Source organism: Kitasatospora sp. NPDC004614 (assembly GCF_042873675.1).
Classification (GTDB): Bacteria; Actinomycetota; Actinomycetes; order Streptomycetales; family Streptomycetaceae; genus Kitasatospora.
Map to the genome: position 1 here is coordinate 176364 of NZ_JBIALR010000008.1, position 14858 is coordinate 191221.

Annotated in this window: 12 protein-coding genes; 6 read left to right on the plus strand and 6 right to left on the minus strand. The window is 73.4% G+C overall.

The window, feature by feature from the left end; genetic code table 11:
- Nucleotides 1-10: 10 nt before the first annotated feature.
- The gene (locus tag ACFYST_RS19285) at nucleotides 11-718 is read right to left on the minus strand and encodes an exonuclease domain-containing protein (protein WP_387645710.1); all 708 of its coding nucleotides are present in this window, start codon (nucleotides 716-718) and stop codon (nucleotides 11-13) included.
- A 103-nt stretch (nucleotides 719-821) separates the two neighbouring features.
- Nucleotides 822-2075, minus strand: coding sequence for an SAV2148 family HEPN domain-containing protein (locus ACFYST_RS19290; protein WP_387645713.1), 1254 nt, complete (start codon nucleotides 2073-2075; stop codon nucleotides 822-824).
- 414 nt (nucleotides 2076-2489) lie between these two features.
- Here ACFYST_RS19290 and glgX point away from each other — a divergent pair, with 414 nt between their 5' ends.
- From glgX to treZ, 3 genes are read left to right on the plus strand one after another with little or no spacing between them, the layout of a single operon-like run.
- Nucleotides 2490-4613, plus strand: coding sequence for a glycogen debranching protein GlgX (glgX, locus tag ACFYST_RS19295; protein ID WP_387645715.1), 2124 nt, complete (start codon nucleotides 2490-2492; stop codon nucleotides 4611-4613).
- Between the two features lie 59 nt (nucleotides 4614-4672).
- The gene (treY, locus tag ACFYST_RS19300) at nucleotides 4673-7063 is read left to right on the plus strand and encodes a malto-oligosyltrehalose synthase (RefSeq protein WP_387863852.1); all 2391 of its coding nucleotides are present in this window, start codon (nucleotides 4673-4675) and stop codon (nucleotides 7061-7063) included.
- Nucleotides 7063-8796 carry a malto-oligosyltrehalose trehalohydrolase gene (gene treZ, locus ACFYST_RS19305; protein WP_387863854.1) on the plus strand — a complete coding sequence of 578 codons (1734 nt, stop codon included), beginning with the start codon at nucleotides 7063-7065 and terminating at the stop codon, nucleotides 8794-8796. Before treY ends, treZ begins: the two co-directional genes overlap by 1 nt.
- A gap of 13 nt (nucleotides 8797-8809) precedes the next feature.
- On the opposite strand, the gene ACFYST_RS19310 is transcribed toward treZ, so the two are convergent.
- Together ACFYST_RS19310 and ACFYST_RS19315 are read right to left on the minus strand one after the other, a co-directional pair.
- Nucleotides 8810-9715, minus strand: a complete 906-nt coding sequence (locus tag ACFYST_RS19310; protein ID WP_387645723.1) for a transketolase family protein — start codon at nucleotides 9713-9715, stop codon at nucleotides 8810-8812.
- 18 nt (nucleotides 9716-9733) lie between these two features.
- Nucleotides 9734-10375, minus strand: coding sequence for a transketolase (locus tag ACFYST_RS19315; RefSeq protein WP_387863972.1), 642 nt, complete (start codon nucleotides 10373-10375; stop codon nucleotides 9734-9736).
- A gap of 204 nt (nucleotides 10376-10579) precedes the next feature.
- On the opposite strand from ACFYST_RS19315, the gene soxR reads away from it, so the two are divergent.
- From soxR to ACFYST_RS19330, 3 genes are all read left to right on the plus strand, one after another.
- Nucleotides 10580-11131 (plus strand): redox-sensitive transcriptional activator SoxR, encoded by a 552-nt coding sequence (gene soxR / locus ACFYST_RS19320; RefSeq protein ID WP_387863856.1) that lies wholly within the window; start codon nucleotides 10580-10582, stop codon nucleotides 11129-11131.
- 108 nt (nucleotides 11132-11239) lie between these two features.
- Nucleotides 11240-12091 carry an SAM-dependent methyltransferase gene (locus ACFYST_RS19325; protein ID WP_387863859.1) on the plus strand — a complete coding sequence of 284 codons (852 nt, stop codon included), beginning with the start codon at nucleotides 11240-11242 and terminating at the stop codon, nucleotides 12089-12091.
- A gap of 65 nt (nucleotides 12092-12156) precedes the next feature.
- Nucleotides 12157-12993 carry a sulfurtransferase gene (locus ACFYST_RS19330; protein WP_387863861.1) on the plus strand — a complete coding sequence of 279 codons (837 nt, stop codon included), beginning with the start codon at nucleotides 12157-12159 and terminating at the stop codon, nucleotides 12991-12993.
- A 346-nt stretch (nucleotides 12994-13339) separates the two neighbouring features.
- On the opposite strand, the gene ACFYST_RS19335 is transcribed toward ACFYST_RS19330, so the two are convergent.
- Nucleotides 13340-13597: a recombinase family protein gene (locus ACFYST_RS19335; protein WP_387645731.1), complete on the minus strand. Its 258-nt coding sequence runs from the start codon at nucleotides 13595-13597 to the stop codon at nucleotides 13340-13342.
- A gap of 143 nt (nucleotides 13598-13740) precedes the next feature.
- Nucleotides 13741-14808: a DUF2332 domain-containing protein gene (locus tag ACFYST_RS19340; RefSeq protein WP_387645733.1), complete on the minus strand. Its 1068-nt coding sequence runs from the start codon at nucleotides 14806-14808 to the stop codon at nucleotides 13741-13743.
- Nucleotides 14809-14858 lie beyond the last annotated feature (50 nt).

The following is a 14858-nucleotide window of genomic DNA, read 5'->3' on the forward strand; positions in this document are numbered from 1 at the left end:
GCCGCCGCCCTCAGGACGCCGCCTTGAGCGGCCAGCGCGGGTCCACGGTGGCGGCCGGGTCCTTGCGGCGCAGCCAGTCCTGCAGGCCGGTGGCCCAGTCGCGGTGCCAGACGATCTGCCGCCGGTGCAGTTCGTCGAGCGGCAGGTCACCGGCCTGTTCGGGGTACCGGTGGCCGAGGGCGACGGCGACCCGGACGGCGGCGAGTGCGTCGCTGCCGGCCTCGTGGGCGTCGTGGAGTTCGACGCCGTAGACCTCGCAGACCCGCTGCAGGGTGCGTGAGCCCTTGCGGTACTTGTCGAGGGCGCGGTCGACGACCATGGCGTCGACCACGGGGGTGACCGGCCCGCCGAGGCGTTCGGCGAGGGTGGGGCGGCCGTGGCGGCGCAGTTCGGCGTCGAGCAGCGACAGGTCGTAGGGCGCGTTGAAGGCGACCACGGGCCGTCCGGCGGCGAGCCGCTGGTGCAGGGCCTGGGCGATCTCCTCGATCGCCTCGTCGGCGGGCCGGCCGTGGGTGCGGGCCTCGGTGTCGGTGATGCCGTGGATGGCGGTGGCCTCGGCGGGTATCGGGACGCCGGGGTCGATCAGCCAGTTGGTGGCCGTTTCGACCCGGCCGCCGAGGGTGTCGACCACGGCGGCGGTGACGATCCGGGACTCCTGCGGGTCGGTGCCCGTGGTCTCCAGGTCGAATCCGGTGAGTGGCCCCTTCCACCAGGTCATGGGGTGTGTCCTTCCGTCAGCACTGCCAAGATGCGGACCATCATCGCGCGCCGCTGTGACAGCGCCGACGGCGCGTCCGCCCTGGCAGGGGCGACCGTGCTGGTCAGGACACTGCGCGGGAGTCCCCCCAGAGGTCCTCGAACTCCTCCCGGTAGACCTCCAGCAGCCCGGGTTCGGTGCCGCCGGCCTCCTGCCCGGCGCCGCCGCGGAGCACCAGGGCGGGCGATTCGATGCCGCGGGCCTTGCGCAGGTAGGGCTGGATGACGCCGAGGTCGGTGGAGCGCCGCCTTCCGCCGGCGCCCGTGGTCCGCGGGCCCTCCACCAGGTAGGCGGTGAACCGGGGCAGTTCGTCGAACACCCGGATCTCGAAGCTGCCGGGGTCGCGCAGCCGGGCCCGGACCCGCCGCGCGTGCATGATGTTCATCTCCACGGAGCGGCCCAACTCGCCGCGCCCGAGGCCGAGTTCGCGTTCACGTCGGCGGACGGCGCTGCTCGCCGGGTTGAGGAACAGCAGCCGCACCCGGCAGCCATCGCTGGCGAGGCGTACCAGGCGCTTGCCGGTGTAGTTCTGGCAAAGCATGCCGAGTCCGATGCCGACGGCGTCCAGGCGCCGGGCGCCGTCGAGCAGGTCCTCGACGGGCAGGTCGCGCTGCAGGCGGACCCGGTCGGGGTGGACGGCGATCACGTCGGCGTAGCGGCCGGCCACGAGTTCCTCGACCACGTCGGCGGGCACGCCGCCGTGGGTGCCGTCGAGCAGGGCGAGCAGCCGGGCGGCGGCCCGTTCGGTCTGGTCGAGGACGGTCTTGGTCAGGGCCCGGTTGCGGGAGACCACGTGCCGGGCGACCTCGAGTTCGTCGAGGGCGAGTTCGATCTCCCGGCGGTCCACCAGGTGCGGTTCGAACAGCGGCCAGTGCTGGACCATCAGTTCGCGCAGCTGCGGAAGGGTGAGGAAGACCAGCGGGTCGTCGTCGACGGGGTCGAGCAGGTAGCCCTTGCGGCGGGAGACCTCGCGGACGGCGGCGGCCCGGTGCACCCATTCCTCGCCGGCCGGTCCGGCGGCGGCGGTGACCCACTCCTCGCCGTGCGCGGGCGCGTAGACGGGGTGCAGCACTTCGTGCACGAGGGCGCGCATCCGCTGTTCGACCAGGTTGAGCCAGACGTAGGCGCGGCCGGCCAGCCGGACCCGGCGGTAGGCGCCGTCCCACTGGTCGGCGGCCCAGGCGGGCGGCATGCCCTCGGCGGGGCCGCCCTGCGGGGGCAGCGCCCCGCGTCCGACGCCGGTGCGGACGACCAGCGTCGGGGCCTCGCTGCCGCCGGCCCGCGGGTCGGGTCCGTCGCCGTCGGCGGGGAACGCCATCCGCTACCTCACCTCTCGCCCGCCGCCGCTCGGCCGCCGGTCTGTCCGCTGACTCGCTCCACCATGACGGCCCTTGGTCGCCGGCCGTACGGGCCCGGGGTTCTCGCGGTCCGGACGATCAAGGGTATCGCCCCCCGTGGCCCTGACACAGCCCTCTTGACAGCACGCGCACCGGCAGTCGACGGGCCGTCAGTACGCGGTTGTCCGGCCCGACATCCGGGACACCCGTTCGGGCGAACAACGGGCGAATGGGACCGGATGGGCGCGGCGTTCGGCCGTCCGGCGGGGAGTATGCGGGTGTGCCGTGCGTCCGGCCCGTCGCGCCACCGACGCCCCGCACACGTTCGGGCGCTCCGCCGGGTGGTCACCCGTAGGGGCGCCGACTGGCGTCTGGCACTGGGAAGTCGAGGACACATGCAGGTCTGGCCGGGGCAGCCCTACCCGCTCGGCGCCACCTATGACGGCGCCGGCACCAACTTCGCGGTGTTCTCCGAGAGCGCGGACCGGATCGAGCTCTGCCTGATCGCCGAGGACGGCTCCGAGACGGCCGTCGAACTGCGCGAGACCGACGCCTTCGTCCGGCACGCCTACCTGCCGGGCGTGCTGCCGGGCCAGCGGTACGGGTTCCGGGTGCACGGCCCGTACCAGCCGGGTCTGGGCCTGCGGCACAACGCCTCGAAGCTGCTGCTGGACCCGTACGCGAAGGCGATGGGCGGCCACATCGACTGGGACGAGTCGGTGTACGGCTACCACTTCGGCGCGCCGGAGCGCCGCAACGACCTGGATTCGGGGCCGCACACCATGCACTCGGTGGTGATCAACCCGTACTTCGACTGGGGCACCGACCGGCCGCCGCGCACCGACTACCACCGCACGGTGGTGTACGAGGCGCACGTGAAGGGCCTGACCAGGCTGCACCCGGGCATCCCGGAGGAGATCCGCGGAACCTACGCGGGCCTGGCGCACCCGGCGGTGATCGAGCACCTGGCAAAGCTGGGCGTCACGGCGATCGAGCTGATGCCGGTGCACCAGTTCGTCCGCGACCACCGGCTGCGCGACCTGGGGCTGTCCAACTACTGGGGCTACAACACGATCGGCTTCTTCGCCCCGCACTCCTCGTACTCCTCGACGGGCGACCGCGGGCACCAGGTGCAGGAGTTCAAGTCGATGGTGAAGGCGCTGCACGCGGCCGGCATCGAGGTGATCCTCGACGTGGTCTACAACCACACCGCCGAGGGCAGCCACCTCGGGCCGACGCTGTCCTTCCGCGGCCTGGACAACGCCTCGTACTACCGGCTGGCGAAGGACCAGCGGTTCTACGAGGACACCACCGGCACCGGCAACTCGCTGCTGATGCGCTCGCCGCACGTGCTCCAGATGATCATGGATTCGCTGCGTTACTGGGTCACCGAGATGCACGTGGACGGCTTCCGCTTCGACCTGGCGGCGACGCTGGCCCGGCAGTTCCACGAGGTGGACCGGCTGTCCTCGTTCTTCGACCTGGTCCAGCAGGACCCGGTGGTCTCGCAGGCCAAGCTGATCGCCGAACCGTGGGACCTCGGCGAGGGCGGCTACCAGGTCGGCAACTTCCCGCCGCTGTGGACGGAGTGGAACGGCAAGTACCGCGACACCGTCCGCGACTTCTGGCGCGGCGAGTCCGCCACCCTGGCCGAGTTCGGCTCCCGGCTCACCGGCTCCTCCGACCTGTACCAGGACGACGGCCGCCGCCCGATCGCCTCGATCAACTTCGTCACCTGCCACGACGGCTTCACGCTGCGCGACCTGGTCTCCTACAACGACAAGCACAACGAGGCCAACCGGGAGGACAACCGGGACGGCGAATCCTTCAACCGGTCGTGGAACTGCGGCGCCGAGGGCGACACCACCGACCCCGGGGTGCTCGAACTGCGCGCCCGCCAGCAGCGCAACTTCATCGCCACCCTGATGCTCTCCCAGGGGGTGCCGATGCTCTCGCACGGCGACGAACTCGGCCGCACCCAGCGCGGCAACAACAACGCCTACTGCCAGGACTCCGAACTGACCTGGCTGACCTGGCCGACCCGCGACGGCGGGCAGGCCGACACCCGGCTGCTGGAGTTCACCCAGGGCATGATCTGGCTGCGCCGCGACCACCCGGTCTTCCGCCGCCGCCGCTTCTTCCACGGCCGCCCGGTCTCCGGCACCCACGACGCGCTGACCGACATCGCCTGGTTCACCCCGGGCGGCGAGGAGATGACCGAGCAGGACTGGTCGACCTCGTACGCGAAGTCGCTGACGGTCTTCCTGAACGGCAACGCCATCTCGGAACCGGACCGGCGCGGCGGCAAGATCGTCGACGATTCGTTCCTGCTGATGTTCAACGCCCATTCGGAGCCGATCGCCTTCACCGTCCCGGCCGGCCACGGCGAGGTCTGGCAGGTCGTCGTCGACACCTCGCTGCCCGCCCTCCCCGCCCCCGGCACCGGCCCGCGCGCCAAGGCCGGCGACACCCTGCACCTGCCGGACTACTCCCTGCTGGTCCTCCAACGACCGGCCTGACACCGCCCGTTCGGGGCAATCTGCGGTAGGCCTCCGCCGGTCCGGGTAGGGATTCGGCTATGACGTCAGCCGCCGCGCGCCCTTCCACGGCCCGCTTCCCGACGGCCACCTACCGGCTCCAGCTGCAGCCGGAGTTCACCCTGCACGACGCCCGCCGGGCGGTGCCGTACCTGGCGGCGCTCGGGGTCTCGCACCTGCACCTGTCGCCGCTGCTGGAGGCCGTGCCGGGCTCCACGCACGGCTACGACACCGTCGACCACGGCCGGGTCGCCGAGCAGCTGGGCGGCGAGACGGCGCTGCGCGAGCTCGCGGCCGCGGCCCAGCGGCACAACCTGGGCCTGATCGCCGACGTGGTGCCCAACCACATGGCGCTGCCCGTGCCCGAACAGCTGAACCGGCCGCTCTGGCAGGTGCTGGCGAACGGCCCGGACGACCCGTTCGCCGCCTGGTTCGACATCGACTGGACGTCCCAGCCGGGCCCGATCGACGCCCCCGGGCGCGGCCGGCTGCTGCTGCCACTGCTCGGCGACCGGCTCGGCGTCGAGATCGACCGGCTGACGGTGGACGGCGAGGTGCTGCGCTACCACGAGCACGAGTTCCCGCTGCGCCCGGGCACCGCCCAGCTGCCGCTGCCGCAGCTGCTGGAACGCCAGTGGTACCGGCTGGCCTGGTGGAAACTCGCCGACGAGCAGGTCAACTACCGGCGGTTCTTCACGGTGAACGAGCTGATCGCGGTGCGGATGGAAGTCCCCGAGGTGTTCGAGGCGACGCACGCGGTGCTGCTGCGCCTGCACCGCGAGGGCGTCCTGGACGGCTTCCGGATCGACCACCCGGACGGGCTGGCCGACCCGCGCGGCTACCTGCGGCGCCTGGCTGAGGCCACCGGCGGCGCGTACACCGTGGTGGAGAAGATCCTCACCGGCGAGGAACAACTGCCCGGGGACTGGCCGTGCGCGGGCACCACCGGCTACGACGCACTGCGCCGGATCGACGGGGTGCTGACCGACCGGCGGGGCGCGGAGAAGCTGGCGGTCTCCTACCGGCGCGACGTCGGCGACCGGGCCGACGCGGCGGCGTCGGCGCTGATCGGCCGGGCCGAGATGGTCGCGCCGGACGGGGCGCTGTCGGCCGAGACCGACCGGCTGGTGCGCCTGGTGGAGCGGATCTGCGCGGACGGCCCGGAGCTGGCCGACCACTCGCCGCTGGCGGTGCGCCGGGCGCTGGAGACCCTGCTGACCGAGTACCCGGTGTACCGCCCGTACGTGGTGCCGGGCGAGGCGGCCCCGCCCGACGCCGCCCGGGCGCTCGCCCTGCCCGAGGAGGCGTCCGGCGCCGAGCGGCTGGTGCACCTGCTGGCCCTCGGGGAGCTGGGCCGCTCCCCCGCCAAGGACGAGTTCTGCCACCGTTTCGGCCAGACCGCCTCGGCGGTGGCGGCCAAGGGCGTGGAGGACACCGCGTTCTACCGGTTCAACGCGCTGCTGTCGCTGAACGAGGTCGGCGGCCTGCCCGAGCACCCGGGCGTACCGCCCGCGGACTTCCACCGCTGGTGCGAGCGGCAGGAGGAGCACTGGCCGCACGCGATGACGGCGCTGTCCACGCACGACACCAAGCGCAGCGCGGACGCCCGGGCCCGGCTCGCGGTGCTGGCCGAGCTGCCGGAGGCGTGGGCGGCGGAGTGCGCGGCGTGGACGGTGGCGGCCGGGCCGTGTCCGGACCGGGCCTCGGCGTGGCTGCTGTGGCAGACCCTGCTGGCGGCGTGGCCGCTGTCCGAGGAGCGGCTGCTGGGGGTGCTGCTGAAGTCGGTGCGGGAGGCCAAGCGCCGCACCTCGTGGACGGAGCCGGACGAGGCCTTCGAGCGGCGGCTCGCCCAGTACGTGCGCGGGGCGCTGGCCAATCCGGGGCTGTGTCCGCGGATCGCCGGATTCGTCGGGATGCTGGAGCCGTTCGCCCGGGTGAACTCGCTGTCGGCGGCGCTGCTGCACCTGCTGGTGCCGGGCGTTCCGGACGTGTTCCAGGGCGGCGAGGAGCCGCTGTACACGCTGGTCGACCCGGACAACCGGGCGCCGGTGGACCTGGACGCGCTGGCGGTGCGCCTCACCGACTCGGCCGCGCCGCGCCCCGGCGACCTGGCCCGGGAGAAGCTGCACCTCACCAGGACCGCGCTGCACCTGCGCCGGGAGGGCGCGCTGGGCCGCTACCGCCCGCTGGCGGGGGTGGGCCCGGCGGCCGACCACCTGGTGGCGTTCGCCCGCGGCGGGCGGGTGCTGGGCGCGGCGACCCGGCTGCCGTACGGGCTGCACCGGGCGGGCGGCTGGGGCAGCACCCTGCTGGAGCTGCCGCCGGGGCGCTGGACGGACCGGCTCACGGGCCGCCACTTCGTCGGCGGGCCGGTCGAACTGTCGTATCTGTTCCAGCAGTTGCCGGTGGCGCTGCTGGTGGAGGGGGCCTGATGCGGTACCGGGTGTGGGCGCCGGCGGCCAAGGTGGTCGAGGTGGAGGTCGGGGCGATCCCGTACCTGCTGGAGCGCGACCCGGCGCACCCGGGCTGGTGGCACGGGGACGGCCCGGACGGCGACTACGGCTTCCGGCTGAACGGTGGTTCGGCGCTGCCCGATCCGCGCTCGCCCCGGCAGCCGTTCGGCCCGGACGGGCTGAGCCGCCCGGTCGACCACGCCGCGTTCGACTGGTCGGAGACGGCCTGGCGGGGCCGCCCCCTGCCGGGCACCGTGGTCTACGAGCTGCACGTGGGCACCTTCACCGCCGAGGGCACCTTCGACGCGGCCGCCGCCCGCCTCGACCACCTGGTCGAACTCGGCGTGGACTTCGTCGAGTTGATGCCGGTCTGCCCGTTCCCCGGCCGCTCCGGCTGGGGCTACGACGGGGTGTCCCTCTGGGCGGTGCACGAGCCGTACGGCGGCCCGGACGGGCTGAAGCGCCTGGTGGACGCGGCGCACCGGCGCGGCCTCGGCGTGATCCTGGACGTGGTGCACAACCACCTCGGCCCGTCCGGCAATTACCTGCCCCGGTTCGGCCCGTACTTCACCGACCGGCACCACACGCCGTGGGGCGCGGCGGTGAACCTGGACGCACCGGGCTCGGACGAGGTACGGGCGTACCTGATCGGCAGCGCGCTGGCCTGGCTGCGCGACTACCGGATCGACGGGCTGCGGCTGGACGCCGTGCACGCGCTGGCGGACGACCGGGCGCTGCCGTTCCTGGAGGAACTCGCCCATTCTGTAGCGGAGTTGGCGGAGGCGACCGGACGTCCGCTGTTCCTGGTCGCCGAGTCGGACCTGAACGATCCGCGCACCACCGCGCCCCGGCAGGCCGGCGGGCTCGGGCTGACCGCGCAGTGGAGCGACGACTTCCACCACGCCCTGCACGCGCTGCTGACCGGCGAGAGCCAGGGCTACTACGCGGACTTCGCGGCCGACCCGTGGACGGCGCTCGCCAAGACGCTCACCAACGGGTGGTTCCACGACGGGAGTTGGTCCTCGTTCCGGGGGCGCTCGCACGGCCGACCGTTCCCCGCCGCCTACGGGCACCGGCTGCTGGGCTACGCGCAGACCCACGACCAGATCGGCAACCGGGCCACCGGCGACCGCCTGTCGGCCTCGCTGCCACCCGGGCGGCTGGCCGCCGCGGCCGCGCTGGTGCTGACGTCCCCGTTCACGCCGATGCTGTTCATGGGCGAGGAGTGGGGGGCGTCCACCCCGTGGCAGTACTTCACCGACCACACCGACCCGCAGCTCGCCGAGGCCGTCCGGCAGGGCCGGCGCCGGGAGTTCGCCGAACACGGCTGGCGTGCCGAGGACGTCCCCGACCCGCAGGACCCGGCCACGGTGCGCGCCTCCACGCTGGACTGGTCGGAGCCCGGCCGCGCCCCGCACGCCGAACTGCTCGGCTGGTACCGGGCGTTGATCCGGCTGCGGCGCGCCGCGCCCGAGCTGACGTCCGGCGACCTGGCGGCGGTGCGGGTGCGGCACGACGCGGCGGCGGGCTGGCTGGCCGTCCACCGGGGCCGCTACCGGGTGCTCGCCAGGATCGGCGGCGAGGGGCCCGCCGCCGTCCCGCTGGAAGGTGAACTCGCCGCGCTGGAGGCCGCGTTCGGCGAGGTGCGGCCCGGGCCGGACGGCGCGGTGCTGCTCGGGCCAGACTCGGCGGCGGTGCTGCGCACGGCCTGAGGCTCTACCGACATCACCACAGGAAGGCGGCGATCCGGGCGTTCAGGTGGGCCGCGTCCAGGCCGTACGCCGTCAGGTGCTCGGCCATCGACCCGTAGTGCCGGTGCTCCGCCACCGGCACGCCCAACCCGAGGACACGGTGCGGCAGTTGCTCCAGCGCCCGGTGCGCCTCGCGCTCCGAGGTGCCGGCCAGGTACGGCTCCACCAGCACCACGTCGGCCCGGCCGCCGATCGCCGCCCGCAGGCCCGCCGCGTCGAACGGCCGCACGGTGGCGGCGTACAGCACCGTCACGTCCAGCGTCTCGGTGGCCTCCAGCACCGCGTCCAGCATCGGGCCGACCGCCAGCACCACGCCGCGGTTGCCCTCGCGGACCGTCAGGAACTTCCCCGGGACGATCGGCCGGGCCTCGCGGTTCTGCTGGGCGGACAGCCGCACGTACTGCAGGCTGTCGCCGGCCGCGACGGCGTGGCGCAGCAGCAGGTCGGCCTCGGCGGGGTGGCCGGGGACGTGCACGTTCCAGTCGGGGAGGGTGTCCAGCAGGGCGATGTCGCCGGGCGCCATGTGGGTGCGGCCGCCGGCCGCCCAGTCGTAGGAGCCGTACGCGCTGACCAGCACCGCGCCGACGCCCTGGTGGTTCAGGTCGAGCTTCACCTGCTCGAAGGGCCGCTCGATCAGGAAGCTGGCGAAGGTGTGCGCGATCGGGCGCATCCCGGTCAGCGCCAGGCCGCCGGCGACGCCGATCAGCAACTGCTCGCGGATGCCGACGTTCACCACCCGGTCCGGGTGGGCGCGGGCCGCCTCGGGGAACTGGGCGGCGCTGACGTCGGCGAGCACCAGGGCGGTGCGCGGGTCCCGGGCGAGCAGCTCGGTGGTGGTCAGCGCGAACTGGTCGCGCATCGTCAATTCCTGGGTGGTCATGGCCTGTTGTCTCCGCTCTCAGCTGTACTTGGGTTCGGTGCGGGCCACCACCACGTGCGGGCGGCCGGGGTGCGGGGCGGTGTAGGCCCGGTACAGCTCCTCGTGGTCGCGGCCGTTCACGGAGGCCGTCGACCAGCCCGCGCCGGCGAACCGGGACGCGATGCCGCCGCTCCAGCCGTGCGTGGCCGAGGAGTTGTCGATCACCACCGCGTGCAGCCGCTCCAGGCCGTACGCGCCGGCGAACGCCAGCGCCTCGTGGTTGCTGCCCTCGTCGAACTCGGCGTCCCCGAGCAGCACCCACACCGCCGGGGCGTCCAGGCCCTGCGCCCGCAGGCCCAGCGCGGTGCCCACGGCCAGCGGCAGCCCGTGCCCCAGCGAGCCGGAGCCGATCTCCGCGCCGGGCACCAGCAGCCGGTCCGGGTGATGGCCGAGCGGCGAGTCGTACGACCCGAAACTCGACAGCAGCTCCACCGGGAAGAAGCCCTTCGCGGCCAGCACCGCGTAGTACGCCATCGGGCCGTGGCCCTTGGACAGCAGGAAACGGTCCCGCTCGGGCGCGTCGGCGGTGGCCGGGCCGACCTTCAGCACCTGGTCGTACAGCACCCACAGGGCGTCCAGGGTGGAGGTGGCGGCCGGCGTGTGCTTCTCGTCGCCGGTCATCAGCGAGATCAGGTGCGGCAGGTCGGTGAAGCCCAGGCCGGTGGCGGCCGGATCGGTGGCGACCGGATCGGTGGCGGCCGGGTGGGTGGCGGCCGGGCCCTTCTGACTGCCGGGAGTGCTCGTTGCTTCGCTCGTCATGCCGATGAGCATCCAACTTCAAGTCCGCTTCAGGTCAAGGGGCGCTCGCGGGTAGTGTTCCGGACCATGACGCCGTCCCGGCACGACCGCCTCACCATCGGCCAGCTCGCCGAGCGCAGCGGGCTCGCCGCCTCCGCGCTGCGCTACTACGAGAGCCTCGGCCTGATTCACGCCGAACGCACCAGCGGCAACCAGCGCCGCTACCCGCGCGCCGCGCTGCGCCGGATCGCCTTCGTCCGGGCCGCCCAGCAGGTCGGCCTCTCGCTGGAGGAGGCCCGCACCGCGCTCGCCCGGCTGCCCGAGGACCGCGCCCCCTCGCCCCGCGACTGGCACACCGTGGCCGCCACCTGGCAGCACCGCATCGACCGGCAGATCGCCGAACTCCAGCTGATGAAGGCCAAGTTGACGGGCTGCATCGGCTGCGGCTGCCTCTCCCTGAGCCGCTGCACGCTGTACAACGCCGAGGACCGGGCCGGCGCCGCCGGACCGGGCGCCCGCTACCTGCTCACCCGCGACCCGGACACCGGGCCCGAGCCCGCCGCCGAACCTGTCGCCGAGCCCGTCACCGGACCGGCTGCCGGACCCGCCACCGGACCGGCTGTCGCACCCGACCGGTAGCCTGGCCGCGTCGCCGGACCGACCGGTTTCGGCCATCCGTGGTCGTACCGGTTTCCCGGCCGTCTATGCTGCCCCCGAAAGTGCGTTCCAACCGACGGGGGGCCGGAAATGACCGACCATCAGGAGATCTCGCTCGACTGGATGTCCGGCGACCAGAGTCCGCCGCCGTCCTCCGAGCTGCGACCCGAGGTCCCGCACCCGGCCCGGATGTACGACTACTACCTGGGCGGCAAGGACAACTTCCCCGCCGACCGGGCCGCCGCCGAGCAGGTGGTCGCGCTCAGCCCGCTGGTCCGGATCAGCGCGCTCGCCAACCGGGCCTTCCTGCAGCGCGCGGTGCGCACCCTCGCCGCCGAGCAGGGCATCCGCCAGTTCCTCGACATCGGCACCGGCATACCCACGGCGGGCAACACCCACGAGATCGCCCAGTCCGTCGACCCCACCGCCAAGGTCGCCTACCTGGACAACGACCCGATCGTGCTGGTGCACGGGCGGGCCCTGCTGGCCGGCGCCCAGCAGGGCAGCGTCAGCGTCCTGCAGGCCGACCTGCGCGACCCCAAGGCGATCCTCGCCGACCCCGCCGTCCGCGAACTGCTCGACCTCGACCGGCCGGTCGCCCTGATGCTGTTCGCGATCCTGCACTTCATCGACGACGCCGACGACCCGTACACCCTCGTCCGCACCCTGATCGACGCCCTGCCCTCCGGCAGCTACCTGGCGCTCTCGCACGCCACCGCCGACTTCATCGACCCGGCACACGCCGAAAAGGGCCCGGCCATCTACCGCTCCGCGACCGCCCAGCTCACCATGCGCACCCGCGCACAGGTGCTGCGCTTCTTCGACGGCCTCGAACTGCTCGAACCCGGCCTGGTCACCGCCCCGCAGTGGCGCCCCGACCAGGCCCCGCAGGACACCGACGGCCAGGTCGCCATCTGGGCCGGCGTCGCCCGCAAGCCCTGACACCACCTCAACTGCCCGACGGCGGCGGTGCGATCATTCTGTCTCCCTCACCTCTGGAGCCCCCCGTGACCGCACTGCCGCCGCCCCCACCCCTGGTCGACGCCGCCTGGCTCTCCGACCACCTCGACCACCCCGACCTGGTCGTCCTCGACGCGAGCATCGGCGCCCACCGCCACGCGGCCCACCGCATCCCCGGCGCCCGCCCGTTCGACCTCGACGGGGCACTCTCCGACCACCGCTCCGACCTGCCGCACACCATGCCCCCGGCCGCCGACTTCCAGCGCGAACTGCGCGCCCTCGGCGTCAACGACCGCTCCACCGTGGTCGTCTACGACGGCGCCGGAATCTACTCCAGCCCGCGCGCCTGGTGGATGCTGCGCGCCATGGGCTTCGACCGCGCCGCCGTCCTGAACGGCGGACTCCCCGCCTGGCAGGCCGCCGGCCACCCCGTCACCGACCTCCAATCCCTTTACTCCCCCGGCGACTTCACCGCCCACCCCCGCACCGGCCTGCTCACCGACCGGGACGCCGTGGCCGCCGCCCTCACCGACCCCGACACCACCGTCCTGGACGCCCGCTCCCACGACCGCTTCACCGGCGACGCCCCCGAACCCCGCCCCCACCTGCGCCCCGGCCACCTCCCCGGCTCCACCAACCTCCCCTTCACCGACCTGCTCACCCCCGACGGCCACTACCTCCCCCTCCCCGCCCTCCACACCCGCCTCACCACCGCCACCGCCCACCGCCCCCACCTCATCACCACCTGCGGCTCCGGCATCACCGCCTGCATCCTCGCCTTCGCCGCCCACCTCACCACCCACCCCACCCCCACCGTCTACGACGGCTCCTGGTCCGACTGGGGCCGCCCGGAAACCAACCTCCCAGTAGCCACCGGCAGTTGACCGGCCGCCGGCGAGCCCCGAGCCGCTCACACACGGGGCCAGTGCCGTCACTCTCCTGCAGGACTCTGCGGGGGCAGGTGCCCGCTGGGCGGCATCGAGTCGAACAGCGGGGATGTCCCGCTCTGGTCCGCCCCCGGAGCGGGCCAGTCGGGCTCGGCGGCATCGGCAGGCCCGGCAACGTAATCGGGCCCTGCAACAAAAACGGACCTGGCGGCATATGCGGGCCCAGCAGTGTCGGCGGGAGAGTCCTCGGTCTCGTCCTGGACTGCTTGCTGGGTGGCGCGCTCGACCCGGTGGAGCCACACCTGACCCTTGTCGCTGTCGGGCCTGAGTCCCAAATTGTTCATCAGGTCCTCCATCTGCCGCGAGGCCGAGTCCTTGCTGTCGGGACCGGAAGTGGGCTGCGGCACTCGACCCAGAAGGTCGACGATCTCTTCGTCCTCTCGCAGCGCCGAATCCTCACTGTTGGGCCCGGGGACGAACTGGCCTGGGGCCGGCGCCCGCCGACCCGGCCGCGAGCGCGGGCGGCGGCCAGGCCGTCCCTCGTGTTCGCCACGATCAGCTCGCGCTGGAGTTCGGCGAGCACTGACAGCATGCCGAACATCGCCCGACCCTCCGCCGTGGCCGTGTCGATGCCCTCTCAATCACGTGCAGCCCGGTCTGCCGTTCGCGCAGCTCAGCGCCGAGTGTGACCAGGTGGAGAACGGGAGAGTCGGTCGAGCCGGGTGAGTGCACCGGGTCCTATAGCTAGTGCCGCGTCAGCGTCTCGACCCAGCGCAGGTGGCCCTCGACCACCGCGAGGGTGCGATCGTCCCCCTCCGGCCCGCGTAGGCGCAGTGCGGCGCCGATGCGGTCGCGGCGCGAGGCCACAGGCCGGAGATCGGGGTCGGGCCCGTCTTCGACGCAGAGCCACCACAGCGGGCCGGCCGTGCCGAGCGCGGCGATCGCCGCATCGAAAGCGGCCCGCCGCTCCAACGGCACATGCATGCGGGTCGCGGAGTGGAACACCACCCGCAGCTCGCCTGGCGGCAGTTCCGCCGCCAGGGCGGGCAGCACGTCGACGGCGTCGCCGCGCAACACCCGCGGCGGGTCCGCGGCGACGACGCCGAGCGCCGCGGTCAGCAGCCTGCGCTGGTCCAGGTTTTCCGGCCATACCAGCGCCTCCAGCCAGCGGCGGTCCGCCTCGGCGCGTACGTCCACCGGGTTCAGGTCCACCCCGCACACGCTCGCCAGCACGGGCAGCGCGTCCAGATCGGGCAGCGTGTCCGGGCCGTGCAGCGAGGCGACCAACTGCACCGGCGAGACCGGATCGCCGTAGTTGCGACCCCCCAGGCGGTAGCCGTACCGGTCGAAGCGCAGGTTCAGCCCGGCGCTGGTGCCGACCTCGATCAGGTGGACCGGCGCGTCGGTGTGGCGCGCGATCTCGGCCAGTCCTATGCGCAGGCCGAGGGCTCGCTGCACCTGGTTGGTCTGCACGAGTCGGCTGCTGATCAACTCGGTCAGTTCGGCCTCATGGCGTCGGCAGAAGTCCAGCAGCGCGCCCCCGGCTGCCTCGTCGGGGACGAGCGCGTCCGGGCCCGCGACCGAGGGGTAGTACCGGGCCAGCGGATGGTCCGCGCCCGCCAGCAGCAGCTGGTGCACCGCGCCGAAGAAAAGGAAGGTCGGGTACTGCCCGGCCCGGCCCCGCGCGGCCAGGGCGAGCAGTTCTTCCTCGGCGGCGACGGTGCGGCTGAGCGCGCGGTAGAGCGGCGAGGAAGTGAACTCGTCCGGCTGGGCGAACGCCTCCCGCGTGAAGTCAATGATCGTCTCGGTCACAACCGGAACATAGCCCCAATGCGCAACGTCTCACTCGCGTTCGCCGCACC